Origin of the sequence: Heyndrickxia ginsengihumi (genome assembly GCF_011008565.1) — a bacterium.
Taxonomy (GTDB): domain Bacteria; phylum Bacillota; class Bacilli; order Bacillales; family Bacillaceae_C; genus Weizmannia; species Weizmannia ginsengihumi.
Genome location: NZ_JAAIWK010000003.1, coordinates 144,518 through 168,618, shown reverse-complemented (window position 1 = coordinate 168,618; position 24,101 = coordinate 144,518). Strand labels below are relative to the sequence as shown.

At 36.7% G+C, this 24,101-nt stretch carries 20 protein-coding genes and 2 riboswitches; of the genes, 8 read left to right on the top strand and 12 right to left on the bottom strand.

Annotated elements, in window-relative coordinates; genetic code table 11:
- Positions 1–212: 212 nt before the first annotated feature.
- The 4 genes from G4D61_RS03685 to crcB (G4D61_RS03670) all read left to right on the top strand — a co-directional run bounded on the left by G4D61_RS03685 (position 213) and on the right by crcB (G4D61_RS03670) (position 4,051).
- On the top strand, positions 213–1,520 hold the full coding sequence (locus tag G4D61_RS03685; RefSeq protein WP_163173250.1) for an MFS transporter: 1,308 nt from the start codon (positions 213–215) through the stop codon (positions 1,518–1,520).
- A gap of 212 nt (positions 1,521–1,732) precedes the next feature.
- Positions 1,733–3,124: a hypothetical protein gene (locus G4D61_RS03680; protein ID WP_025728854.1), complete on the top strand. Its 1,392-nt coding sequence runs from the start codon at positions 1,733–1,735 to the stop codon at positions 3,122–3,124.
- 40 nt (positions 3,125–3,164) lie between these two features.
- A riboswitch (Fluoride riboswitch) is annotated at positions 3,165–3,224 on the top strand.
- A gap of 57 nt (positions 3,225–3,281) precedes the next feature.
- The gene (gene crcB / locus G4D61_RS03675; RefSeq protein ID WP_025728856.1) at positions 3,282–3,680 is read left to right on the top strand and encodes a fluoride efflux transporter CrcB; all 399 of its coding nucleotides are present in this window, start codon (positions 3,282–3,284) and stop codon (positions 3,678–3,680) included.
- Positions 3,677–4,051 carry a fluoride efflux transporter CrcB gene (crcB, locus tag G4D61_RS03670; RefSeq protein ID WP_231473058.1) on the top strand — a complete coding sequence of 125 codons (375 nt, stop codon included), beginning with the start codon at positions 3,677–3,679 and terminating at the stop codon, positions 4,049–4,051. Before crcB (G4D61_RS03675) ends, crcB (G4D61_RS03670) begins: the two co-directional genes overlap by 4 nt.
- A gap of 14 nt (positions 4,052–4,065) precedes the next feature.
- Here the strand turns inward: crcB (G4D61_RS03670) and G4D61_RS03665 are convergent, their stop codons facing one another.
- The 5 genes from G4D61_RS03665 to G4D61_RS03645 are packed head-to-tail and all read right to left on the bottom strand — an operon-like array spanning position 4,066 to position 8,404.
- Positions 4,066–5,139: an ABC transporter substrate-binding protein gene (locus G4D61_RS03665; protein ID WP_163173248.1), complete on the bottom strand. Its 1,074-nt coding sequence runs from the start codon at positions 5,137–5,139 to the stop codon at positions 4,066–4,068.
- Positions 5,139–5,939 (bottom strand): ABC transporter permease, encoded by an 801-nt coding sequence (locus G4D61_RS03660; RefSeq protein ID WP_025728862.1) that lies wholly within the window; start codon positions 5,937–5,939, stop codon positions 5,139–5,141. The genes G4D61_RS03665 and G4D61_RS03660 overlap by 1 nt, the downstream gene beginning before the upstream one ends.
- Positions 5,940–5,949: 10 nt before the next feature.
- Positions 5,950–6,741 carry an ABC transporter permease gene (locus tag G4D61_RS03655; RefSeq protein ID WP_025728864.1) on the bottom strand — a complete coding sequence of 264 codons (792 nt, stop codon included), beginning with the start codon at positions 6,739–6,741 and terminating at the stop codon, positions 5,950–5,952.
- Entirely contained in the window at positions 6,731–7,837 is a 1,107-nt protein-coding gene (locus G4D61_RS03650) for an ABC transporter ATP-binding protein (RefSeq protein WP_025728867.1), read from the bottom strand. Before G4D61_RS03650 ends, G4D61_RS03655 begins: the two co-directional genes overlap by 11 nt.
- A gap of 24 nt (positions 7,838–7,861) precedes the next feature.
- Positions 7,862–8,404 (bottom strand): type II toxin-antitoxin system RelB family anti-toxin, encoded by a 543-nt coding sequence (locus tag G4D61_RS03645; protein ID WP_025728869.1) that lies wholly within the window; start codon positions 8,402–8,404, stop codon positions 7,862–7,864.
- Between the two features lie 252 nt (positions 8,405–8,656).
- Positions 8,657–8,847, top strand: a riboswitch (Lysine riboswitch).
- Between the two features lie 100 nt (positions 8,848–8,947).
- On the opposite strand from G4D61_RS03645, the gene G4D61_RS03640 reads away from it, so the two are divergent.
- Entirely contained in the window at positions 8,948–10,420 is a 1,473-nt protein-coding gene (locus G4D61_RS03640) for an amino acid permease (RefSeq protein ID WP_163173247.1), read from the top strand.
- A 372-nt stretch (positions 10,421–10,792) separates the two neighbouring features.
- Entirely contained in the window at positions 10,793–12,280 is a 1,488-nt protein-coding gene (locus G4D61_RS03635; RefSeq protein ID WP_025728873.1) for a peptide MFS transporter, read from the top strand.
- Positions 12,281–12,521: 241 nt separating this feature from the next.
- On the opposite strand, the gene G4D61_RS03630 is transcribed toward G4D61_RS03635, so the two are convergent.
- The 3 genes from G4D61_RS03630 to G4D61_RS03620 form a co-directional block, all read right to left on the bottom strand.
- Positions 12,522–13,898 carry an amino acid permease gene (locus G4D61_RS03630; RefSeq protein WP_371316462.1) on the bottom strand — a complete coding sequence of 459 codons (1,377 nt, stop codon included), beginning with the start codon at positions 13,896–13,898 and terminating at the stop codon, positions 12,522–12,524.
- A 160-nt stretch (positions 13,899–14,058) separates the two neighbouring features.
- Entirely contained in the window at positions 14,059–14,625 is a 567-nt protein-coding gene (locus G4D61_RS03625) for a nitroreductase family protein (protein ID WP_025728876.1), read from the bottom strand.
- A gap of 107 nt (positions 14,626–14,732) precedes the next feature.
- The gene (locus tag G4D61_RS03620) at positions 14,733–15,665 is read right to left on the bottom strand and encodes an aldo/keto reductase (RefSeq protein ID WP_025728878.1); all 933 of its coding nucleotides are present in this window, start codon (positions 15,663–15,665) and stop codon (positions 14,733–14,735) included.
- A 167-nt stretch (positions 15,666–15,832) separates the two neighbouring features.
- Here G4D61_RS03620 and G4D61_RS03615 point away from each other — a divergent pair, with 167 nt between their 5' ends.
- Positions 15,833–16,321: a spore coat protein gene (locus G4D61_RS03615; protein WP_163173246.1), complete on the top strand. Its 489-nt coding sequence runs from the start codon at positions 15,833–15,835 to the stop codon at positions 16,319–16,321.
- 401 nt (positions 16,322–16,722) lie between these two features.
- Positions 16,723–17,739, top strand: a complete 1,017-nt coding sequence (adhP, locus tag G4D61_RS03610) for an alcohol dehydrogenase AdhP (protein WP_163173271.1) — start codon at positions 16,723–16,725, stop codon at positions 17,737–17,739.
- 207 nt (positions 17,740–17,946) lie between these two features.
- Here the strand turns inward: adhP and G4D61_RS03605 are convergent, their stop codons facing one another.
- The 4 genes from G4D61_RS03605 to G4D61_RS03590 all read right to left on the bottom strand — a co-directional run bounded on the left by G4D61_RS03605 (position 17,947) and on the right by G4D61_RS03590 (position 24,088).
- The gene (locus G4D61_RS03605) at positions 17,947–19,398 is read right to left on the bottom strand and encodes a sigma-54-dependent transcriptional regulator (protein ID WP_025728884.1); all 1,452 of its coding nucleotides are present in this window, start codon (positions 19,396–19,398) and stop codon (positions 17,947–17,949) included.
- Between the two features lie 234 nt (positions 19,399–19,632).
- Positions 19,633–21,267, bottom strand: a complete 1,635-nt coding sequence (locus tag G4D61_RS03600) for a GAF domain-containing sensor histidine kinase (RefSeq protein ID WP_163173245.1) — start codon at positions 21,265–21,267, stop codon at positions 19,633–19,635.
- Between the two features lie 12 nt (positions 21,268–21,279).
- Complete coding sequence (locus G4D61_RS03595) at positions 21,280–22,407, bottom strand: iron-containing alcohol dehydrogenase (protein WP_035348657.1); 1,128 nt, start codon at positions 22,405–22,407, stop codon at positions 21,280–21,282.
- Positions 22,408–22,732: 325 nt separating this feature from the next.
- Positions 22,733–24,088, bottom strand: coding sequence for a PFL family protein (locus G4D61_RS03590; protein ID WP_025728890.1), 1,356 nt, complete (start codon positions 24,086–24,088; stop codon positions 22,733–22,735).
- Positions 24,089–24,101: the final 13 nt, after the last annotated feature.

The following is a 24,101-nucleotide window of genomic DNA, read 5'->3' as shown; positions in this document are numbered from 1 at the left end:
TACTCCTACCATCAATTTCAGCAAATTATCTGCATTAATATTAATAATGAACCTTTCTGCAAGTAAGAATATTTTTCAAGATTGATTGCTTTCTATACAATATTCAACCATTTCTTAAACGACCGATTGTTAAAATCATTATTAAGAACGGCATTTAAATCTTCTGTTAAACATTTTCTTTTTCAAAGATCTTTTTGCAAAGGAGATTAGACATGAAGTCAAATTGGAAACTGTTCCTTTCATTACCCGTGTTATCTTGGGCCCTTTATGATTTCGCTAATACGATTTTTTCTTCAAACGTCAATACAATTTTCTTCCCGCTATTCTTGGCAGATAAAATTGGCGGAAATCAAGAAATGAACCAAATCTCCAGTACCTTCATCTCATATGCCAATGGAGCCGCAAGTATTTTCTTAGTATTTTTTTCGCCACTTTTTGGAGCTAGCATTGATCGTACAGGTAAGAAAAAGATTTGGATCATCATCTTTACCTTTATCTGTGTGGTGGCCACCTTTTTAATGGGGGTTTTTACAGCATTTACACTCCCAGGTAATTTATTGCATTTGCCCACTTCTCTTATTTTCGTCATTTTAGCTTTTGTCGTTGCAAAGTTTTTCTATCAATCTAGTTTAATATTTTACGATGCAATGCTCGCAGATATTGTAGAAAAAACACAAGTTCCATTAGTATCGGGTTTCGGTGTTGCAACTGGATATATGGGAACATTACTAGGGCTTTCAATTTATCCATTCGTACATCATCAATATGGTATTGCCTTTATTGCAACCGCTGTATTATTCTTTCTCTTCTCATTACCAATTTGCTTATTCACGAAAGATGGAAAACCGCATTTAAATCAAACAAAAACAAGGTTCTTTTCCGGCTATTTTGATATTTGGCTGACATTTAAAGAAATGCAAAAGTTTAAATCTATCTTTATTTTTATGATCTCTTACTTTTTCCTAAATGATGCCATCGCAACCGCCATTGCCATGATGGCTGTTTATGCAAAAACGATTGTACATTTTTCGAATAGTACCTTTATATTGCTTTATTTTATTTCTACCATTTCAAGTATTGTTGGCTCATTCCTTTTTGGATATATTACAAAGGCTAAAGGTGGAAAAAGAAGTGTTCTCTTTGTTGCAATGATTATGGTATGTGCATTAGTTTGCGCCTGTATTGCTACTTCACAAACCTTAATGTGGATAGCAGGAAGTCTTTTTGGCGTTAGCTTAGGGGCTATGTGGGTCGCTTCACGCAGTCTTATTATTGACCTATCCCCTGAACAAAAACGAGGTCAATTTTTTGGATTATTTGCATTCTCTGGGAAAGTATCTGCTGTTTTCGGCCCCCTCTTATACGGAAGCATTACATGGGGATTTGCTTCATTTGGAAATGTAGCCAGCCGTCTTGCACTTGGCTCGCTTGTCATTTTAACGATCATCGGCACAATTGTGCTATTGTATGTTCGTGATGCTGATCATATAAAGAGTGAAAAGTTTTCAAATTTTTCTTGACTATAATATATGAACTTACTATAATGAAACCATAGATAATGAAAATGATTATCATTATCATACACGCTTATGTGACACAATTATCTAATTGTTGAATCCGTGATTTAGCCCCCTTTCTCACGGATTCTTTTTGTAAATTTTTACTTTTATGAATTGAATTTTAGTAAAGTCTCTTCTTTATGATATAATAAAACTAACCGAGGAGGGATTTTATGATAACCGATTTAACCATTTTAGACCATAAGCAAACAATTCATATGAATGTAGAAAGAATGGCCGTTTATCTACAAAGTAAAATCATTGAGGCTTCTGATGCGCAGGGTCAAATATTTTATCTATTTTTCTATAAAGATCAGTACCTTACAACAGTCACTGCAATGAAGTTGAGAAAAAACTCATATATTGCACACGCCTTTCGAGACGGAATTGTGCTCAATACTCCTCATCCACTCATTCAAATATTTCTTAAAAACTATCACCAACCATTTAAAAAGCTTACGTTCGATCAATTCATCAAAAAAGCAGAAAAATCATTAACACCTCAAGAAACAGCCCTTGTCGCTACATATTTTGAATCATTTGTACCGAAAAGGAAAATATTCGAATTTATTCAAACAATTTTTTATGAATTCCGCCGTAATGGCCAATTATTATCATGCTATCGAATTCTCCGCATTTTAATGGATTTTGCTCCAAAACAAAGATGGGTTAGAGAACTGTCACATGATTTAAATTTCATTAAATATGAACGTATATACAAAACAATCTCTCCAGAATTGATAAAAAAAGATATCCTCTATACTGAGAAGCGTTTATATACTGAACGCAGCAATGAAGAACAGTTTCAATGTTTACTTTCTCTCCTTCAACAACAAGCTCGTTGGCTCGATGAAATTGCACTATGGATCCAAAGAGCGTTACATACCGCGACAAATGAAGATTATTCATCCCTTCTACACTTATTAAAGGTTCATTTTTCTCACAAGGAAATCCTCGGTATTCTAGAGGAAATGTATAAACAAAAAACGCAAATTCCACAAATTCAAAACGACTTAGTACAATATTATATCGAACTAAAACAAACGGAAAAATTAATGTCGATCATTATAAATAACCATGTTCAGCTAACATCTGCTCAAATTGAAGCAATTGAGGGCTTACTAAATGAAATTGATATCGAATCTGATCATTTAAATCTGGAGGCAGTTAATAAATTAGCTCCATTTTTTGCAGAACACCCGCAACAGGCAGAAAAATTTCTACAAAGATGTATATCACTGCTTTTGAATCAGCATGATGTACATTATATTCAAGAATGGCTACTTCCCTTTAAAAAAGAACTTGGTACAACGCCAATGATCAAAAGATTAGAGAACATGCAGCAAATGGTTGACGACCCTGATAAACAATCGCAGTTAGGAGAATTGTATTACCAATTCAAACAGTTCGACAAAGCTATTGATTGTTTTAGCTGGGAAATGGAGCTAAAGGGAAATGATCCAACACCAGTTAAGTGGTTATCAAAAATTTACAGTGAAATGGGATTAAAAGCCGAGTATAAAGCATATCAAAATTTATATATCGATATGCAAAAAAGAGCTTAACAGCAACTGAAACAATATGTTATACTGAGTCTGTTGAATTCATAATTGCGGCGATGGAGTTCGCCTTTAACTGCTTTAAGCTGATGACTCCTACCTTTAATGGTAGGAGTCTATTTTTTTACACTTTTCTAGATAAATAAAACTTTGAGGTGATACGATGGCTTTAACTTATTTGTTCGTTGGTATTGGTGGCGTAATCGGTGCTATCCTCCGCTACACAGTTGGTCTCCTTTTTCAGCATATATGGAATGGGGCCTTTCCACTGCCGACATTGACGATTAATCTAATTGGCTGTTTTATTCTTGGTTGGTTGACGTCATATGCTGGGAGAAGGAACATACTCCCCCCTTATGTCATGACAGGGATAACGACTGGAATCATTGGGTCCTTTACTACATTTTCAACATTTAGCGTTGAAACGGTACAACTCTTTCAATCCTCTCAATGGCTGTTAGCTATGCTGTATCTAGCACTTAGTTGTATTTTAGGTCTAGCGTTTGCTTCTATTGGCTATACGCTCGGAAAAAAAGATAAACAAAGGGGGATATCTAAATGAGTTTGTTTTCCTTCATGCTTGTTGGAATTGGCGGCTTTGCTGGGGCAATTGTACGTTTTGTCATGACAAGTATTGGAAAAAGGAAGTTTTCTATTCTTTTTCCAGTCGCAACTTTATTGATTAATGTTACTGGTTCATTTCTATTAGGTTTCTTATACGGCGGGCATTTTCAGCAAACATGGATGCTCTTATTTGGAACAGGTTTTATGGGGGCTTATACAACATTCTCGACATATAAGCTAGAAAATGTCCAATTAATAGAAAGGAAGCAAATTCGCACCTCTATTTTGTATTTAGCAGTCAGCTACATACTAGGTATTTCAGCTGCTTTTCTCGGTATAACAATAGGGTCTTACCCCCACTCATTTTGAAGTGGGGTAAGACCCTATTGTTTATGCATTTTAAACTCTAAAAATAGCTCATTATAACGGGCAAGATTTTTCTTCCCTAAATTTTTATAGACTTCTAATTTTTTTGTCATTGATGAATCAGGATAAAAACGTTTATCTCCAGAAATCGATGTTGGCAAATAAGTTAATGCTTTTTTATTAGGGGTCGAGTATCCCACATATTCGGCGTTTTGCGCAGCATTCTTTGGATCCAGCATAAAATTAATAAACTTATGAGCACCCTCCACATTTTTCGCTGTCTTAGGAATAACGATATTATCAAACCAAAGATTTGATCCTTCCTTTGGCACGACATAATTGAGTTTATCATTTTCAGACATAATTTCTGCAGCATCTCCAGACCATACAACCCCGATCGCCGCTTCTTCATTCGCTAGAAGCATCTTAATTTCATCGCCTACAATTGCTTTTACATTTGGGGTTAAACGGTCAAGTTTAACCTTTGCCTGTTCAAGATGCTTCTCATTTGTATCATTTAATGAATAATGCAGGCTATTTAAACTCATTCCGATCTCTTCTCGAGCACCATCTACAAGTAAAATCTCATTTTTTAAATCTTTATCCCATAAATCATTCCAGCCAGTAATCTTTTTTCCATGAAGCATACTGGAATTATAAACAATTCCAACTGTCCCCCAAAAGTAAGGAACAGAATACTTGTTATGAGGGTCAAAAGATAAATTCATGAAACGCGAATCAATATATTTTAAGTTAGAAAGCTTTTTATGATCAATTGGGATGAGTAAATGCTCTTTCTTCATTTTATCTACTGCATATTCGGAAGGAACTGCTACATCAAACGTTGTGCCTCCTTGAAAGATTTTTGTCATCATTGCTTCATTAGAATCAAATGTTTGATAAATAACATGAATACCGGTTTCTTTTTCAAACTTCTTGATTAGTGCCGGGTCAATATAATCACCCCAGTTGTAAATGGTTAACGTATTTCCAGATGCACTCCCTTTTGTTGAATTAAGTCGGTGTGCTGTATATTGTAGTGCGAGCGCGATCATGATGATAACCATAAATACACGAATAAGCTGTTTCATCATTTATCCCCCATTCCGTTCACCCGATTTTGCCGAAGATTGATTACATAATAACCAATGACAAGGACGATGGAGAATAAGAATAGTAAACTTGACAAAGCGTTAATAGTTAGCGAGATCCCTTGACGGGCACGGGAGTATATCTCGACTGATAAAGTTGAAAAGCCATTTCCTGTTACAAAAAAGGTTACGGCAAAATCATCAAGAGAATACGTGAACGCCATAAAAAATCCTGCGAAAATCCCCGGCGTGATGTACGGTAAAATGACTTTACTTAATACATCCCATTGGCTCGCTCCTAGATCTCGTGCAGCGTCTAATAATGTTGGACTCATTTCCTGCAACTTTGGCAACACCATAATCACCACAATCGGGACACAAAAGGCAATATGAGAAATCAATACCGATGAAAATCCGAGCTTTATGCCGACAATTGTAAATAAAATTAAAAAAGAGGCACCAATAATAACATCAGGACTAACAATTAACACATTGTTTAAAGACAGCAATGTATTTTTGACATATCTGCTTTTCACATAGCGAATGGCAAGTGCCCCCATCACACCGATAATTGTTGAAATAACTGATGCTAATAAGGCAATGACAAGTGTATTTAACACAATGATCATTAAGCGCGTATCTTGAAATACTTCTTTGTACCATTTCCATGTAACCCCTGTAAAATGATGCATATTGTCAGCTTTATTAAAGGAATAGTAAATCAAATAAAAAATCGGTGCATAAAGGATGACAAACACGATCATTAAATATAGATGAGATAATTTCCATTTTCTTTTCATTGTACATCCCTCACTTCCGACTTCCTGTTAAAATCATAATCAGAACCATTGCAATAATTAAGAACACTGCAATTGTCGAGCCCATCCCCCAATCTTGAGTAACAAGAAAATGCTCTTCTATAGCTGTTCCAAGTGTAATTACTCGATTTCCGGCAATTAAGCGGGTAATCATAAATAAGGATAGAGCTGGTATAAATACTGCTTGACACCCTGATTTGACCCCATCTAACGTCAATGGAAAGACAACGCGGCGAAATGTTGTCCATGAAGAAGCCCCAAGATCTCGAGAAGCATCCATTAAAGACGGATTTAATTCTTCAATAGCGTTATAAATAGGTAAAATCATAAATGGAATAAAAATATAAATGGACACAAAGAGAAAACTAAAATCCGTAAATAAAATTTGTTTCGTACCAATACCTATAAAATCTAGAAAAGCATTTGTAGGACCATACGTTCCAAAAATCCCTAAAAAGGCATATGCTTTTAATAATAAATTAATCCAAGTTGGTAAAATAATTAGCAATAACCATAGCTGCTTATGCTTTGTTTTTGTTAACAAATACGCAGTTGGATAAGAAATCAATAATGTTAAAACAGTGATTAAGAAGGCATACCAAAAAGAACTAACCGTCATTCTTAAATAAACAGGAGAAAAGAACTTCTCATAGTTTACAAAGGAAACATTCCCTTCAATATCAAAAAGGGAATAGTAAAAAATTAAAATGATCGGGGCAATAACAAAAAGGGCTAGCCAAAGAATATAAGGAATAAGGTAAATATTTCGTCCTTTATTTTGCATAGTGATCCTCACTATAAGATTCTAATCGCTTATCATATTCTTCTTCTGTTTCCCCGAATCTCATTACATGGATAGCCTCTGGATCAAAGTAAAGCCCAATTTGATCGCCTACATTCGCCTTTCTAGTAGAATGGACAAGCCATTCATGCCCCTCTTCATCGTAGCAGCATATTTCATAATGTACGCCGCGAAATAATTGTGAATCGACACGTACTCGGAGGTTTCCTTTTTCAGGTTCTGTAATCTCCAAATCCTCAGGTCGAATGACAATTTCAACTGGTTCGTTATTGTTAAAACCTTGATCGACACACTCAAATTGCTTGCCATTAAATTCCACAAGGAAGTCCTTAATCATTGTCCCTGGAATAATATTGGACTCTCCAATAAAATCTGCGACAAAACGATTAATCGGTTCATCATATATATCTGTCGGTGTTCCACTTTGTTGGATTTTCCCCTTATTAATTACAAAAATTTCATCGCTCATAGCAAGAGCTTCCTCTTGGTCATGTGTAACAAAAACAAAGGTGATCCCTAACCGTTGTTGTAATTCACGAAGCTCATACTGCATTTCTGTACGCAATTTTAAATCTAATGCAGATAAAGGCTCATCAAGCAAAATAATTTCTGGCTCATTAACAATTGCCCGTGCAATCGCAACACGCTGCCTTTGGCCGCCGGACATTTCTCGAATTTCACGATTTTCATAGCCGCTCAAATTAACAAAACGAAGAGCATCTTTCACTTTTTTATCGATGACGGCTTGCTTTAATTTTTTTATTCGTAATCCAAACGCTACATTTTCATATACATTTAGGTGCGGAAAAAGTGCGTAGTCTTGAAATACCGTATTTACTTGCCGTTGATTAGCAGGAACTTTATTGATTTTCTTTTCATTCATGTAAATATTTCCTTTAGTCGGCTCAATAAAACCTGCAATTAATCGCAAAATTGTCGTTTTTCCGCAGCCTGAAGGTCCTAATAACGTATAAAATTTACCTCTTTCAATTTCAAAGCTGACTTCATCTAAAACTGCTGGATCATCATCATACTTTTGGGTAACATATTCAAATCGAATAATCGTATTAGCTTTCATAGCTTCCTCCTTTGTTAAAATTTTTTATAAATATGACCTAGTCGCAACAAGTAAAATAGTTGATTCCCCTGGAAAATCATTGACGATTTGATGTTCATCTGAAGCAGTATAATAAATCGATTGTCCAGCTTTTGCATAATACATATGCCTTCCTAATCTTATTGCTACACTACCTTTCAATACATAAGCAAATGTCTCTGACAAAGATGGTTCAAACGTTTTAAATTCACCTCTTTGTTTGAATGTCAGCAGGATCGGCTCCATCTCTTTTTCATTTGATTCAGGTACTAGCCATTGAATGTTATATCCTCGTTCTTCATCATAGAAACCTGTTCGATCGTCTTCACCATAAACGACTTTCTGCAAATGTGTATCCTCATCAAAAAATTCTTTTGGAGAACAGCCTAACACTTCTAAAATGGCAAAAAGAGTATCAATTGCCGGTGAACTTAAGTCTCTTTCTAACTGTGAAATATAGCCCTTACTTAAATTAGTTCGTTCACCTAACTCTTCTTGCGTCAATCCTTTTTTTAATCGTAAATTTTTAATTTTTTTCCCTATCTGCATATTGAATAACCTTCCAACAAGTTAAGAATTAGTAAACGAAAGAGCAAGAAAGTTTACTAATACAAAACTATAAGTTTACTATTTATCCAAATTATTATACACGAACACGACATTTCTGTAATCATTTTTCCAATTCGACAAAAATTGATATTTTTTCCATTCATTCATAATTTATCTATTGAATTCTACTAATATTATTAATATAATTATTTGTGTTATTAAAAATTTAATAAGAAAATCCTCATCAAAAACCGATGAGGTAGAGGTCGCAACTTTTATAAGTAATTCGGACGAGATACAGAGAATATTGTTGACTCCGTTTGAAAGGAAAAGTTGCCGAAGTTCATTCCATATTCTCGTATGAATGGGCTGGGGCTGTTTCCGAATAGGGACAGAACTGTCACATTTACTACGCCAAGTAAATGTGTTGAGCTATCTTCGGAAGGTATGATGAAGGGTATATACGTTTATGCCGTTGTCTCCTTGACCACGGCATTTTTGTTTATTCCCTACTCCTTCCTAATAAAAAAGGAGTGTACAAATATGAAAGACACGTATCAGACTCATGACCAACCATTTTCAGTTTCAAACGAAGGCGGTCAGCTCAAAAGAAAACTAAAATCTCGTCATTTAACGATGATCTCACTAGGAGGATCCATTGGAACTGGTTTGTTCTTAGCAAGCGGTGGAGCTATTCACACTGCTGGACCTGGCGGAGCCCTTATCGCATATGCCCTTATTGGTATCATGGTTTATTTTTTGATGACTAGTTTAGCAGAAATGGCTGCATACATGCCTGTAGCAGGAACATTCAGTACGTACGCAACTAAATTCGTTGATCCTTCCCTTGGTTTTGCACTTGGATGGAATTATTGGTACAACTGGGCAATTACGATTGCTGCTGAACTTTCTGCAGCAACCATTATTATGAAGTTTTGGTTCCCACATACACCTTCTATTATTTGGAGTGCGATTGCTCTCGTTATCATGTTCCTATTAAACTATCTATCGGTTAAAGGCTTTGGAGAAGGTGAATATTGGTTTTCCATTATTAAAGTAGTAACAGTGATTGCCTTTATCATTATTGGTGGATTAATGATTTTTGGTATTATGGGTGGAAAAGCAATAGGTTTCAGTAATTTCATGATCAGTGATGGTCCTATTCATGGAGGATTTTTAGCTGTACTTGGTATTTTTATGGCTGCCGGTTTCTCTTTCCAAGGTACTGAACTTCTCGGCGTTGCAGCTGGGGAAAGTGAAAGTCCTGAAAAAACAATTCCGCGTGCAATTAAATCGGTATTTTGGCGGATTCTATTATTCTATATTCTTGCAATTTTTGTAATTGGTTTGTTGATTCCTTTTACAGATGCCAAATTAACAGCGGATGATATTACGGTTAGTCCATTTACAATCGTATTTCAGCGCGCAGGTATTGCATTTGCTGCTTCAGTAATGAATGCTATTATTTTGACAGCCGTACTATCTGCAGGAAATTCAGGAATGTATGCATCAACAAGGATGCTCTGGGATTTAGCCCGTGATGGAAAAGCACCGAAATTTTTAGGAAAATTAGATAAACGCGGTGTTCCCGTTAATGCCCTAATTGTAACTGCACTCATTGGAACGGTTGCCTTTCTTGCTTCTCTGTTCGGTGATGGTGCTGTATATAATTGGCTATTAAATGCATCAGGAATGTCCGGTTTTATCGCTTGGCTAGGAATCGCCATTAGCCACTACCGCTTTAGAAAAGCTTATGTTGCTCAAGGAAAGGATTTAAAAGATCTCCCTTATCGGGCAAAATGGTTCCCATTCGGTCCAATTTTCGCCTTTATCCTTTGTGCCATTGTCATACTTGGACAAAACTACTCTGCTTTTACCGGGGATTCAATTGACTGGAAAGGTGCCTTAGTTTCTTATATTGGTTTACCAATTTTTATTATCTTTTGGTTAGGATACAAAATTGTTAAAAAGACTAAAGTTGTCCGTTTGGAAGATTGTCATTTTAATAAAGAGTAAATCCCTTATAACTGTCAGACATTACGTATTCAAATGTGTAATGTCTGGCTTTTTGTTTTTTCAAATTGTTCGTTATTTTTAGATATTATACAAATAAAGTGTTTTTTTGTTTTAATTTAATACATTCTGTAAAATAAAAAAATTAAAATTTTGTCGTTTTTTGTAGAAAATACACGTAAAATATAAGAATTGGTAAATTTTTAGCTTTATTTTTTAACGATTTTACGATATTATAGTTTTTACTGTGACCTATTGGTGTTTCTATTTATATTCTAGAGTGAATTTTTTGTTAATTCGCCAAATTATACTAATATACTTTTTTTAAAAAAGATTCACCTATGATTTTGTAAAAAATTAAGAGGAGGAAACAAGATGTCACTTGATAGACAGAAAATTCTAGAAAGTGTGCCGCAAAAGGGATTCTTTGGTCACCCTAGAGGGTTATTCACACTTTTCTTCACAGAATTTTGGGAGAGATTCTCATATTACGGAATGAAAGGTCTACTAATTTACTACATGTATGACCAGTTAAAAAATGGCGGGCTTGGATTAGATACTGATACCGCTGCCTCTATCGCATCGATTTACGGAGCCCTCGTTTATATGTCCGGAATTATTGGCGGATGGATCTCAGACCGTATACTTGGTTCCGCTAGAACTGTATTTTACGGTGGAGTCCTGATCATGCTTGGACATATTGCACTTGCAATTCCAGGAGGAATGACAACTTTAATCATCTCTATGATACTTATCGTAGCAGGTACAGCATTATTAAAACCTAGCGCAGCAACAACGGTTGGGGAATTATATAGCGCTAACGATGAACGCCGTGATTCAGGTTTCAGTATTTATTATATGGCTGTTAACTTCGGAGCACTTGTTGCACCATTAGTTGTCGGAACAGTTGGACAAACGTATAACTATCATCTTGGTTTTAGTATCGCAGCAGTTGGAATGTTCTTTGGACTAGTTATGTTTGTAGCTACTAAAAAGAAAGCTCTCGGCTTAGCAGGCGTATACGCACCAAATCCATTAAGTGGGGATGAAAAAGTAAAAGTTTTCACAAGAATTGGAATTTCCACTGCTATTTTAATTATTCTATTAGCTATTACAATTCCAACGCATATTTTAACACTTAATCGTTTTATCATGATTATTACGGTTTTAGGTATCGTAATTCCGTTATGGTATTTCATTATGATGTATTTCAGTAAAAAGACATCAGCAGAAGAGCGTGCACGTATACTTGCTTATATCCCACTATTTATTGGTGCAGTTGTTTTCTGGGCGATTGAAGAACAAGGAGCTACATTGCTTGCGATTTACGCTGACAAACGCACACAATTACACTATGCAGGTATAAAAATACTTCCTTCTTGGTTCCAAACGTTAAACCCATTATTTATTGTCATCATTGCTCCAATCTTAGCATGGTTATGGGTGAAATTAGGCAAGAAACAACCGTCAACACCAATTAAATTTTCATTCGGACTTATTTTTGCTGGTTTATCATTTATTGTGATGATGATACCTGCCTATATTAATGACACAAATACTCTTGTGAGTCCGTTATGGCTTGTATTAAGCTATTTCTTAGTGGTAATCGGGGAATTATGTTTATCTCCTGTTGGTCTTTCTGTATCAACTAAATTAGCACCAGCTGCATTCTCTGCACAAATGATTAGCTTATGGAATTTATCAGATGCTTCTGCACAAACGATTAACGCACAAATTATCAAACTATTTGATCATCATGAAGTTGCCTATTTTGGCGGTGTCGGAATCGTATCTGTTATTTTAGGTATTCTATTAATTGCTCTTTCACCAATGATTAAAAAATTAATGCGCGGTGTTCATTAATTTTAAAAAAACAGCTGTTCCTAATTGGGACAGCTGTTTTTATATCTAAGTAAATGGTGTGGTGACTCTCTGAGCTTGCTTTTGTTGCCGTGAACTTAAAGAACTTGCCAAACTAGAAACGATATCCCGCTTAACAAAAAACAGACACATCCATCAAATAGTAGATTCAATGGGCATGTCTGCAATTTGAAAGCTTCTTCTCAGCCTTCTTCATCGTATATAAATAAATTCATCTAGACTCTCATATGTTTTTCGTAGATTGTTTTCTTTTCAATATTAAATATGCAATGATTAAGATGATGAACCATATTGGTGTTACAAATAAAGCGACTCTTGTATCTTCTGCAAAACCAAGTACAACGAGTATAAATGCAAAGAAAATAAGAACAATCCAATTAATATATGGTGCTAACGGCATTTTAAATGGATTTTTTGCTGCTTCCTCCGGCATTGTTTTACGAAAACGTAAATGAGCAATCAATATAATCGCCCATATCCAAATAAAGCATATCGTTGCAATACTTGTCACAAGCGTGAACACTTCTTCTTTAAGAAAATAGTTTAATACAACTCCAAGGAGGAGAACTGCCGTAGAGCCAAGTAAAGCAGGGGCAGGGACTTTACGGTTATTTAACGTCCTAAATACTTTCGGCGCCTTCCCTTCCTCTGCTAGGGTATACAACATCCTGCTTGTACTAAAAATTCCACTATTACAAGAGGAGGCAGCAGATGTTAATACAACAAAATTGATAATTCCTGCCGCAGCTGGAATTCCAATATCGGAAAATACTTTAACAAACGGGCTTGCCGCAGGATCAATATGACTCCAAGGATAAATGGACATGATCACAAACAATGCACCAATGTAGAAAATTAAAATACGAATTGGAATATTATTAATTGCCTTTGGCAAAGTTTCATTTGGATTTTCTGCCTCCCCAGCAGTGACACCAACAAGCTCTATTCCTACGAAAGAGAATACAGCCATCTCAAACGCAAGAAGGAATCCTGAAGTGCCATTTGGGAAAAAGCCACCATAGTCCCAAAGATTGGCAAATGATGCATGTGTTCCTCCACCATGGCTTTTAAAGCCAATAAATACTAGAGCAAGCCCCACAACAATTAGGGCAATAATTGTAATAACTTTAATAATTGCAAACCAAAATTCAATTTCACCAAAAGCTTTAACTGTTGCAACATTAATAAAAAATAGCACGACGACACAAATAAGTGCTGGAATCCATTGAGGACAATCCGGAATCCAAAACTTGACATACATTCCTACTGCTGTAATTTCAGCAATCCCTGTTGCGATCCAACAGAACCAATAAGTCCAGCCTGTAATAAAGCCAGCCCAAGGGCCAATGAACGCATCAGCAAACTCCGTAAAAGAACCAGTTGTCGGTTTGTAAAGTAACAATTCTCCTAGAGCCCTCATCATAAAAAACAGTGCAAGTCCAATAATTAAGTATACGAGCATAATAGAAGGACCTGCAAAATGAATGGATTTACCAGCTCCAAGAAAAAGCCCTGTTCCAATTGCTCCACCTATCGCAATCAATTGGATATGACGATTTTTAAGTCCACGTTCCAATGTTTTTTGTTTCGGTAGTTCCACCATAAATTCTCTCCTTATTCGAAATGATGTAAATATTATAGAAAAGGCTTACAATAAAATTATATCATAATTTTCTATGTATTTATTCTTTCAATTTATTAGTATTTTTTCTGCATTAAAAAAAGAAAGCCGCCCTTATAAAGGAATCGGCTCAAACTCATTATTGATACCAGATCGTTTTTTCTTCAATTGGTGTACGTTGTGCTTTAATGTCTAATTCTTTCTTCGGATAACCTACATAAACGAGCCCTATAATTTGGTCATTTTCTTCTAATTGCAAGTATTGCTTCAACTCAGGCTGATAGACGATATCCCCTGTTCTACAAATAGTCGCTAAACCTTTTTCAGTAGCTGTTAATAGTAGATTTTGCAGAGCACAACCCGCTGCAACAACTTCCTCTACTTCTGGCACTTTTCCAGATGGACTCACACAAACCGCAATAATAACCGGTGCTCTTAGCGGGCCTTTTGCTGCCTTTTCGACTTTTTTTGCAGCTTCTTCTTCACTTAAATCCGCTGTCTTTAATTTCATGATCCGTCCCATTTCTTCACCAAGCTTTGCGCGGCCTTCTCCCTTGATCACACGAAACTTCCATGGCTCAGTTTTTTTATGGTTTGGCGCCCAAGTAGCTGCCTCTAATAATGTATGAATGACTTCATCCGGCACATCTCTTTCATCGACAACACCAATAGATCTGCGAGATTTAATTAAATCTAAAACACCCATTTTTTCCACTCCTTAACATCTGTCATATAAGACAAGTATATGCTATGAAAAATCGTACTTCAATGGCAAAGCACAGTTTCTACTTTATGAATGCAATAATATGAGTTTTACTGAAAAATATCGCTGATTTTTTGGACTTCATCTGGTGTTAATTGAACTTTTAATGTTTCGAGATTATTTACAACTTGCTCTGGTTTTTTTGCACCTGGGATAACTGCATCAATTGATTCACGAGTAAGATACCAGGCAAGGACAACATGAGCAACCTCTGCGTTTTTGGCATTTGCAATGGTACGCAGTTGTTCAACCTTCTCTAGATTACGGATGAAAGTTTCTCCTTTGTATAAAGGATTATTTGCCCGTCCACCTTCAAATGTTGTATCTTTCGTATACTTTCCTGCTAATAAACCTGCTGCAAGTGGGAAGTACGGAATAAAAGAAATTTGGTGTTCTGCAGTATACGGTAGTAATTCTTTTTCTGCTTCACGTTTAAACAAATTATATTCAGACTGTAATACATCCACATAGCCATCTTTATTAGCTTCTTTTAACTGATCAATTGAAAAATTTGAAACACCAATTGCGCGAATCTTCCCTTCATCCTTCAAACGTTGTAAGGCACCGACAGCTTCATCCTTTGGTGTTTGTTCATCGGGAAAGTGAATATAAAATAAGTCAATATAATCAGTTTGCAAACGTCTTAAGCTGCCTTCAACGGCATCTTTCAAAAAAGCCGGGGAGTTATCGAATACAATATTATTTCCTTCAAATTTATGAGCACCTTTTGTTGCAAGTACCACTTTATCACGGTTGCCTTTTTCTTTTAACACTTCGCCAATTAATTCTTCCGATCTTTCTGGCCCATATATAAAGGCAGTATCTAAAAAGTTCATACCATGATCTAAGGCAGTGCGAACAACATCTTTTCCCGTTTCTTCATTTAAGTTTGGATAAATGTTATGTCCCCCTACCGCATTGGTACCAAGTCCAATTGGATTTACATAAAGATCTGTTTTTCCAAGTCTCTTTTGTTCCGACATCTATATCCACTCCTCCGTATAAGATTCAACCATATCATAGCAAATATGATTCATTTGTGAAAATATTTAGGCTTATTCATTAAGTTTTTAAAAGCAACAAACATGCACCGTGAAGAGAATAAAGAATAATAATGGGTTAGTGTAAAGAATAAAAGGAGGAAACTCGTATGCCCAAAACATTAGGCTGGCATGAAACATTAGAAATTCACGAACTCGTTGCATCGCAAACGAATTGTCTAACAAAATGTAAAGCATCTTTCAAGAACTTAAAAGATGCGCAATTAAAAGAGCTTTACACTTTCTCTATTCAGACTCTTGAGAATAATATTCGCGAACTGCTGCCTTTTTATAAATCCGCTCCCCGTCTTGAAGAAGATGAGGTAGAGGAAATTAGAGAAGTAGACACTGGCTATTTTGCTGGCGAACTACTAAGCTCTTCAAAATCAGCAATTAAAAACTATGCAGCCGCTATTACCGAAACAGCTACACCAGCATTAAAAACCTTACTTACCCGCCATCTAAACGGGGCAATTGATTGGCATACACGCGTGTTCAATTATATGTATCAAAATGGTCAATATCCTGCTTATAATCTAAGCCAGCTTCTCAGTAATGATGTAAAAAATGCGAATAAAGCTTTAAAAATGAAATATTAATGTACCTTTTCAATTTTAAAGGAATACTTAATGAGAGAATTTCGTCAAAGATTTAATTCCTTGATGAGATTCTCTCTTTATTTTCAGACTCGCTGGCATAATTGATTGTCATGATTGATTCTCCAACATTCTTTTCATTCTTTGAATAATCTAGCATATGGGACAAGTCCGCTTCATTTTGATGTGTATAGCTATGGCGGGAAAGAATGTATTAGCTGCTTTCAAATGGAGGCTGGCAAGTTTTTCGGCAGATTTAGCCGAACATTTGACCTTCATTGCCGAAATTTTGGCCGTTAGCATGTTCATTTTGTATGATTCTCATATTTTTATAGAATTTTAAAGTTGGCATAGTAATTGCATTAAATAATATTGAATGAAGAGAACAAGGGGGAATGGGAACAATGAAGGCAGCAGTTGTGAATGAATTTAAAAAGCAGTTGGAAATTAAAGAAGTGGAAAAACCTGTTTTGGAATATGGGGAAGTACTCGTTAAAATTGAGGCTTGTGGTGTATGCCACACAGATCTTCATGCCGCACATGGAGACTGGCCAGTAAAACCAAAGCTCCCCTTAATTCCCGGACATGAAGGGGTAGGGATTATTGAAGAAATCGGCGATGGGGTTAAATCTCTCAAAGTTGGCGATCGTGTAGGAATTCCATGGCTATATTCAGCTTGTGGCGAATGTGAATATTGTCTGAGCGGTCGGGAAACGCTTTGTCCTAACCAGTTGAATGGTGGCTACTCAGTAGATGGAGGCTACGCAGAGTACTGTAAAGCGCCTGCAGATTACGTAGCAAAAATACCAGCTGGATTAGATCCTGTTGAAATCGCTCCTATACTTTGTGCTGGCGTTACAACATATAAGGCATTGAAAGTATCTGAAGCAAAACCTGGAGAATGGGTGGCAATTTATGGAATCGGCGGTCTTGGACACATCGCCCTTCAATATGCAAAAGCAATGGGGCTTAACGTCATTGGTGTTGATATTCATGACGAAAAATTAGACTTAGCAAAACAGCTTGGAGCAGACATTACAATTAATAGCATGAAAGTCGATCCAGTCGCTGCGATTCAAGAGAAAGTCGACGGAGTTCAAGCGGCGGTCAGTGTTGCTGTTACAAGCAAGGCATTTGAACAGGCCTATCAATCTGTAAAACGTGGTGGAACATTGGTTGTTGTCGGTCTTCCACATGAAGAATTACCAATTCCAATTTTTGATACTGTTCTAAATGGGGTCGCTATAAAAGGATCCATTGTCGGTACAAGAAAGGATATGCAAGAAGCGCTCGATTTTGCTGCACGTGGAAAAGTCCGTGCCCAAATCGAAACAGCTCCTCTCGAGGCTATTAACGATGTATTTGAAAAAATGGAATCCGGCAAAATCAATGGACGTATTGTATTAACAATGGACAAATAAGTTATTTTGAAAACGCTTTACAATTAATCTAATCTTTCATACAAAAACAAGGAGCATGATGCAATATGCTCCCTGTTTTTGTATAAAAAAGCTCAGGTTAATTTTCAATTTTTTGGGTGACTGATTCACAGATAAAAAGAAATCAGCATGCCCTACTAACCTTTTTTATAATAGAAAATATCCCTTTTCCGTACCTTGCAACATTGGTTATTTTTTCTCATTCAAGTAATATCTTAATGTTCTCAATGATATCCCCAATTGTTCTGCTGCTTGTTTGCGATCCCCAACGGTTCTTTTTAAAGCCTTTTTTATAATAGCTTGTAACGTTTCGACTTCCATTGACTTAATCATTTGTAGAACATGGTGTAAATCAACAACATCGTCATCTTCCCATGTATCTATCATTTGTTGACACCATTCTCTTAAATAATCCGCAAAGTTCATTTCAATAGCCGGAATAGATTGATGAACTGCTGTTGGAACATTTGCACTTGCTAGATACTTAGAATTGCTCATTAACTTACTAGGAAGATAATGAGGTGTAATGATTGCCGTTTCTCCTTCTGCCAGTGCTGCTACTCTCTTAATCATATTAACGAATTCTCGCATATTTCCTGGCCAATTATACTTGCACAGACATTCAATCGTATCTGGTGTAAAGGAAAGTCCCAACTCATGCTGTTTAAGATAGTAATCAACAAGTTGCGGAATATCCTCAACTCGTTTCCGTAAAGGAGGGATTGTCAGTTTCACCACATCAATACGGTACAATAGATCTTCTCGAAAAGTCCCGTTTTCTACCGCTTCCTCTAAATTAACATGTGACGCAGCAATCAGCCTTGCTTGATTTTTTTTGATCGTCTCCCCGCCAACTTTTATAAATTCACCTGTTTCAAGAACTCTTAGGAGCTTTACTTGTGTGGCAAGTGATGCTTCACCAATTTCGTCAAGAAATAACGTCCCTTTCCCTGCTTGTTCAAAATACCCCTTTTTTTCCTTTGCAGCTCCTGTAAAAGCCCCTTTTGTATGCCCGAACAATTCACTCTCAAGGAGATTTTCTTGGATCGCTCCACAGTTTACTCCAATAAATGGAGATCCTGCACGTTTGCTTGCATGATGAATGAAATGGGCAAGCACTTCCTTCCCCGTCCCTGTTTCTCCTTCTATGAGAACCGTTACATTCTTTTTCGCAAACTTATATGCTAATTTATAAAGCTGATTCATCTCTTCATTTTTTCCAATAAAACAATTCAGACGGCTAGCAAGTTCAAGCGCCTCATGATCTGCAGGTGCACTGCCCTTCACCAATAATTGTTCTGTTAAAAGTTCAATATCCTCAATATTATCGAATGGTTTTTCAATAAAATCATCCGCCCCAAATTTAATAGCTGAAACTGCTGTTTTAATAGTCCCATATCCTGTCATCACAACGACTTTGCACAGTGGCTGCCGCTGCTTCAAATGTTGTAAAATATCTAATCCATTTCTGTCTGGAAGCCTAATATCGAGAAACGCCAGTTCAAACTCTTTTTCCATAATTGCCCTATCAAAATCCTCTCCACTTGTACAAACTGTAACTGCATGCCCTAAATCGCATAACAGATAGTTAAGGAAATGGCAAAGCTCAATTTCATCATCAACTATTAAAATATTAGACATCATATCACTCCTTTTGTATAACGAATTCACCGGAGAAAAGTCCTGCATTTTAGAGACTCTTTTCTAGTAGATTGTTGTTTATAAGGAGTTGATTTCCGTTTCAAGATGCTCGCTTTCCGCATAAGTCTCGCACCTTCCACACTAATCAACTTCATTATGAAACTTTAGCAAGATGATATCTGTTATCTTTGATGAAAAAACGATAAAGTTTAGACACTACATAAAGGAAATCCATTAAACCGGTAAAATGAGTTTGAAGGTGCTCCCTTTGCCAAATACACTGTCCGCCTTCAAAGTTCCACCATGTGCCTCTGCGATGCCAAGACTTACAGATAGGCCTAATCCCGTTCCTGTTGCAGCATTTTTCGTTGTAAAAAACGGGTGGAAAATTTCCGTTAATACAGCCTCCTTTATCCCACTTCCATTATCTTGAACCATGACGGCAATAGCATCTGCCCCATTTATTTTCTCTATGGACGTTTGAATAACAATTTTTTTATTAGAACGCCCACAATCTTCAAGTGCATCTTTCGCATTTAAAAGCAAATTTAAAATAATTTGTCCGATTTGCTGACAGCTGCCTTCAATTAACGGCAAAGATTCATCAAGCTTTGTTTCAATATCAATTGCTTGCTTCTGTATTTGATTTCCGACAAGACTTAAAGCCAGCAAAATTGCTTCGTTAACAGAAAATTTTTCAAAAAAGAATTCCTCTTGGCGTGAAAAAGTTAAAAGATTACGAATGATATTTTTACTGCGCTTTCCACACTCATAGATGCCTTCTAATAATTTATCGTCAAAATGCTGCTTGCGCAGTAACAGTTGGGCATTTCCCATAATAGCAGTAAGTGGATTATTTAATTCATGAGCAACACCAGCAGCCATTTCCCCAATTGCAGCCAATTTTCCAGAATGGACGAGCTGCGCTTCCATTTTTCTTTTAGCCGTAACATCTTTTATATAAAAAATAGTCGCATGCAGTTCATTTGAAGTATCTAAAATCGGAAAGCTATACCACTCACATGTCTTTTCCGCAAAATGCAATTCACCTCCAGAAGTTTCACTCATTGATAACGCTTTCTTAAAAGAGGCAATTGCCTGCTTAAACAGCAAGTGTTCTACATTAAGATGCTTTTGTTTCTCTTCTTTGGGAAAATACTTTTTTGCAGCCTCGTTCGCTTGGAGAATACTTCCGTGCAAATCAGCAATAAAAATTGCGTCTGATACAGATAGAAAAGTCTCCTCCCATTGTTTTTTTGTTTTCAGCACTTCATTATAAAGACGAGTATTCTCTATACAAACTGCAAGCTGGTCAGATAGTTGCTGAAAAAAGGCAAGATCAGCAGCGCAATCTCCCATCATTTCTTTGCTTCCTAATGTCAGTATGCCTGTTACAGTTCCTTTAATCGTGAGTGGAAATAGAAAAATACTTACTAGTCCTAGCTTTCTAAATGATTCTTCCTCAACCCAGACTCGCTCATTTTGTGTAGAATTTGTTATGAAAACATATGGCTTTCCTGAATGAAATACGTGCCAGTATAATGATTCTTCTTTAGGGAGAGGCAATCCAAGCATCATATGGAATAAATGTTGAGGGTAAACATTTGAAAGTGTTAGTTCTTTGTCATTTCCGAGAGCGATACTAATCCTTTCAAGCGGAAATATTGTTTTTAATTTTTCCATTACATTTTTCAACATATCGTCCATTGTCATTTCGATGTTAAAACCCTTCATCACATCATTGATAATCTCTAATTGAATGTTTTTCTTTTGTAATTCATTGACTGTCTTTTTTAACTCGGCATAATAAGTTCTCCGTGACGATTGTACCCCTGTTAATAGTTCGATCATTTCCCCCCTATTTTCCATCCATACTCCCTCCTAAAATGCTTTCTTTAATAATTGTTCTACATCAAGAAAAGTAACATCTCTAGGGTTAGTGATCATGCAAGCATCATCCAAAGAAAGCTTACTTATCTCATGAATCATTTCCTCTTCAAATCCCATTTCAGACAGCCGTTGGGGTGCACCAATATCCTCCGATAGTTTTTTCACATGATGAATCGCCTTTTCTCCTGCTTCAATCATCGTCAGTCCTGAGACTTTCTCGCCAAGCAGTTCAGCAACTTCCTTAAATTTTTGCGGTGCTGCCAACAAATTAAACTCCATCACATACGGCAGCAAGACAGCATTTACATCACCATGAAGCATCGGATATCTGCCGCCAATTGCATGTGATAAGGCATGAACTGCACCTAATATTGCATTAGAAAAAGCGAGGCCTGCCTGAAGGCTAGCCATTGCCATTTGCTCTTTCGCGTCTTTATTAAATTTTGAAGCAACAGATGGTCGTAAATTCTGTGACACAAGCTTCAGCGCGTTTTTAGCATAAACATCTGTCATCGGTGTTGCAGCAATACTTAGATAAGATTCAATTGCATGTGTCAATACATCCAGTCCTGTTGAGGCAGTTAATCTGGCGCTTTTCGTTGAAAGCGTCTGCGGATCAATAATCGCAATATCTGGTACAAGTGATTTAGAGATGATCGTCATTTTTTTCTTTTTTGTTGTATCCACAATTACTGAAAATTGCGATACTTCCGATCCCGAACCCGCTGTTGTTGCTGCCATTACAAGCGGAGGCAATGGGATTTCAATACGATCAACCCCTTCGTAGTCAGAGATTTTTCCGCCATTTGTCACTAAAATCGCAATCGCTTTCGCAGTATCAATGACACTGCCGCCACCGACCCCGATTATTGCATCACATTCATGTTCTTTATAAAAAGTCGCACCCTTTTCTGTTTCAATGTCTTTAGGATTCACCGTCACATCATAAAAACAAGCATAATTCAAGCCAGCATCACGGCAGCTCTCCACTACATGTTCTAGCCATCCAGCCTCAATTACCCCGTTATCTGTCACAATTAAAACTTTTTGCGCTCCTAGCCGTAAACAGCTTTCACCTACATGTTTGAGTGATCCTCTGCCAAATATGACTTCAGGCATGACAAATTTGTTAATCAACTGGATCACCGACCTTTACGATTTCCTTGTTAATTGCATTCGAGATATTTTGAAAAATTCCTTTTTATAATCTAAAAAATAAAGACTTCTTCAGAATTTTTGTCCCACCTTTCCTGCAAGAGCCTCCGCAACTAAATGAAAATAACGTACAGTTTTTGATCATTACTAAAAGAGCTGGCAAAAATCAGTTATCCTGATTTTCACCAGCTCCTTTTATTATAAAATTACTTTTGGATTTGCAGAAAGGTATATGAAAACTAAACTTCACATAAATAAAACAAGATCAATAACGAACTTTATACAACTATTAATTTTTGAATGAGTGAATAGGGGCTGGAATTCTGCCTCCTCGAGCTATAAATTCTGCTGAGGATTCATCATGAACGGCCATTACAGGAGCCTGTCCTAGTAATCCGCCAAATTCAACCATGTCTCCTACTTTTGTGTTAGGTGCTGGAATAATACGCACAGCGGTTGTTTTATTGTTAATAACTCCGATAGCTGCTTCATCAGCAATCATTGCCGCAATTGTTTCAGCTGAAGTTTCTCCCGGAACAGCAATCATATCGAGACCAACCGAACAAATAGCTGTCATTGCTTCTAGCTTTTCTAAATTCAATGTTCCTTTATTTACAGCGTCTATCATGCCAGCATCTTCAGAGACAGGAATGAAAGCACCGCTTAAACCGCCAACATGTCCACAAGCCATTACTCCGCCTTTTTTTACTGCATCGTTTAATAACGCAAGTGCTGCTGTTGTACCATGTGTACCGACTGTTTCTAAGCCCATTTCTTCTAATATGTGTGCAACTGAATCCCCGACAGCAGGTGTTGGAGCAAGGGATAAATCAACAATACCGAAAGGAACATTTAAGCGTTTGGACGCTTCAAGTCCAACTAACTGCCCCATTCTTGTAATTTTGAATGCAGTTTTCTTAACTGTCTCTGCTACGACGTCAAAGCTTTGGCCTTTAACCTTTTCTAAAGCACGTTTTACGACACCAGGGCCACTTACACCAACGTTAATAACAACATCATTTTCACCGACACCATGAAATGCACCCGCCATAAACGGATTATCCTCAACTGCATTTGCAAACACAACTAATTTAGCACATCCTAAACCTTTCGTATCTGCTGTTAACTCTGCTGTTTTCTTAACAATTTCCCCCATATCCTTCGCAGCATCCATATTAATCCCAGAACGTGTAGAACCAATATTAACAGATGCACAGACTCTTTCTGTAACCGCAAGTGCTTCAGGAATGGATTCAATTAAAATTTTGTCACCTTTATGATAGCCTTTTTGTACAAGAGCTGAAAATCCACCGATAAAATTCACACCGACTTGTTTAGCCGCCGCATCTAATGTTTTCGCAAATTCCACATAATTTTTTTCGTCTGTTGCGCCAGCAATTAAGGAAATTGGCGTTACTGAAATTCGTTTATGGATAATTGGAATCCCATACTCTGATTCAATATCTTCGCCAACTTTAACAAGATTTTCAGCTAAAGAGGTGATTTTATCATATATTTTTTGCCGGGCTTTTGAACCATCTGAATCAATACAGTCTAGTAAAGAGATTCCCATTGTAATAGTACGAATATCTAATTTTTCTTCCTCTATCATACGAATTGTTTCTAATATTTGTGTCGTTTCCATTGCTTGTCCTCGT

Coding starts and splice junctions, on each gene's coding strand:
- G4D61_RS03605 (WP_025728884.1), bottom strand. CDS start 19,398: ATGTCTAATATTTTAATAGTTGATGATGAAATTGAGCTTTGCCATTTC.
- G4D61_RS03615 (WP_163173246.1), top strand. CDS start 15,833: ATGCCCAAAACATTAGGCTGGCATGAAACATTAGAAATTCACGAACTC.
- G4D61_RS03645 (WP_025728869.1), bottom strand. CDS start 8,404: ATGCAGATAGGGAAAAAAATTAAAAATTTACGATTAAAAAAAGGATTG.
- G4D61_RS03590 (WP_025728890.1), bottom strand. CDS start 24,088: ATGGAAACGACACAAATATTAGAAACAATTCGTATGATAGAGGAAGAA.
- G4D61_RS03640 (WP_163173247.1), top strand. CDS start 8,948: ATGAAAGACACGTATCAGACTCATGACCAACCATTTTCAGTTTCAAAC.
- G4D61_RS03635 (WP_025728873.1), top strand. CDS start 10,793: ATGTCACTTGATAGACAGAAAATTCTAGAAAGTGTGCCGCAAAAGGGA.
- G4D61_RS03625 (WP_025728876.1), bottom strand. CDS start 14,625: ATGGGTGTTTTAGATTTAATTAAATCTCGCAGATCTATTGGTGTTGTC.
- adhP (WP_163173271.1), top strand. CDS start 16,723: ATGAAGGCAGCAGTTGTGAATGAATTTAAAAAGCAGTTGGAAATTAAA.
- G4D61_RS03685 (WP_163173250.1), top strand. CDS start 213: ATGAAGTCAAATTGGAAACTGTTCCTTTCATTACCCGTGTTATCTTGG.
- G4D61_RS03600 (WP_163173245.1), bottom strand. CDS start 21,267: ATGGAAAATAGGGGGGAAATGATCGAACTATTAACAGGGGTACAATCG.
- crcB (WP_025728856.1), top strand. CDS start 3,282: ATGGCTTTAACTTATTTGTTCGTTGGTATTGGTGGCGTAATCGGTGCT.
- G4D61_RS03680 (WP_025728854.1), top strand. CDS start 1,733: ATGATAACCGATTTAACCATTTTAGACCATAAGCAAACAATTCATATG.
- G4D61_RS03650 (WP_025728867.1), bottom strand. CDS start 7,837: ATGAAAGCTAATACGATTATTCGATTTGAATATGTTACCCAAAAGTAT.
- G4D61_RS03620 (WP_025728878.1), bottom strand. CDS start 15,665: ATGTCGGAACAAAAGAGACTTGGAAAAACAGATCTTTATGTAAATCCA.
- G4D61_RS03655 (WP_025728864.1), bottom strand. CDS start 6,741: ATGCAAAATAAAGGACGAAATATTTACCTTATTCCTTATATTCTTTGG.
- crcB (WP_231473058.1), top strand. CDS start 3,677: ATGAGTTTGTTTTCCTTCATGCTTGTTGGAATTGGCGGCTTTGCTGGG.
- G4D61_RS03660 (WP_025728862.1), bottom strand. CDS start 5,939: ATGAAAAGAAAATGGAAATTATCTCATCTATATTTAATGATCGTGTTT.
- G4D61_RS03595 (WP_035348657.1), bottom strand. CDS start 22,407: ATGCCTGAAGTCATATTTGGCAGAGGATCACTCAAACATGTAGGTGAA.
- G4D61_RS03665 (WP_163173248.1), bottom strand. CDS start 5,139: ATGAAACAGCTTATTCGTGTATTTATGGTTATCATCATGATCGCGCTC.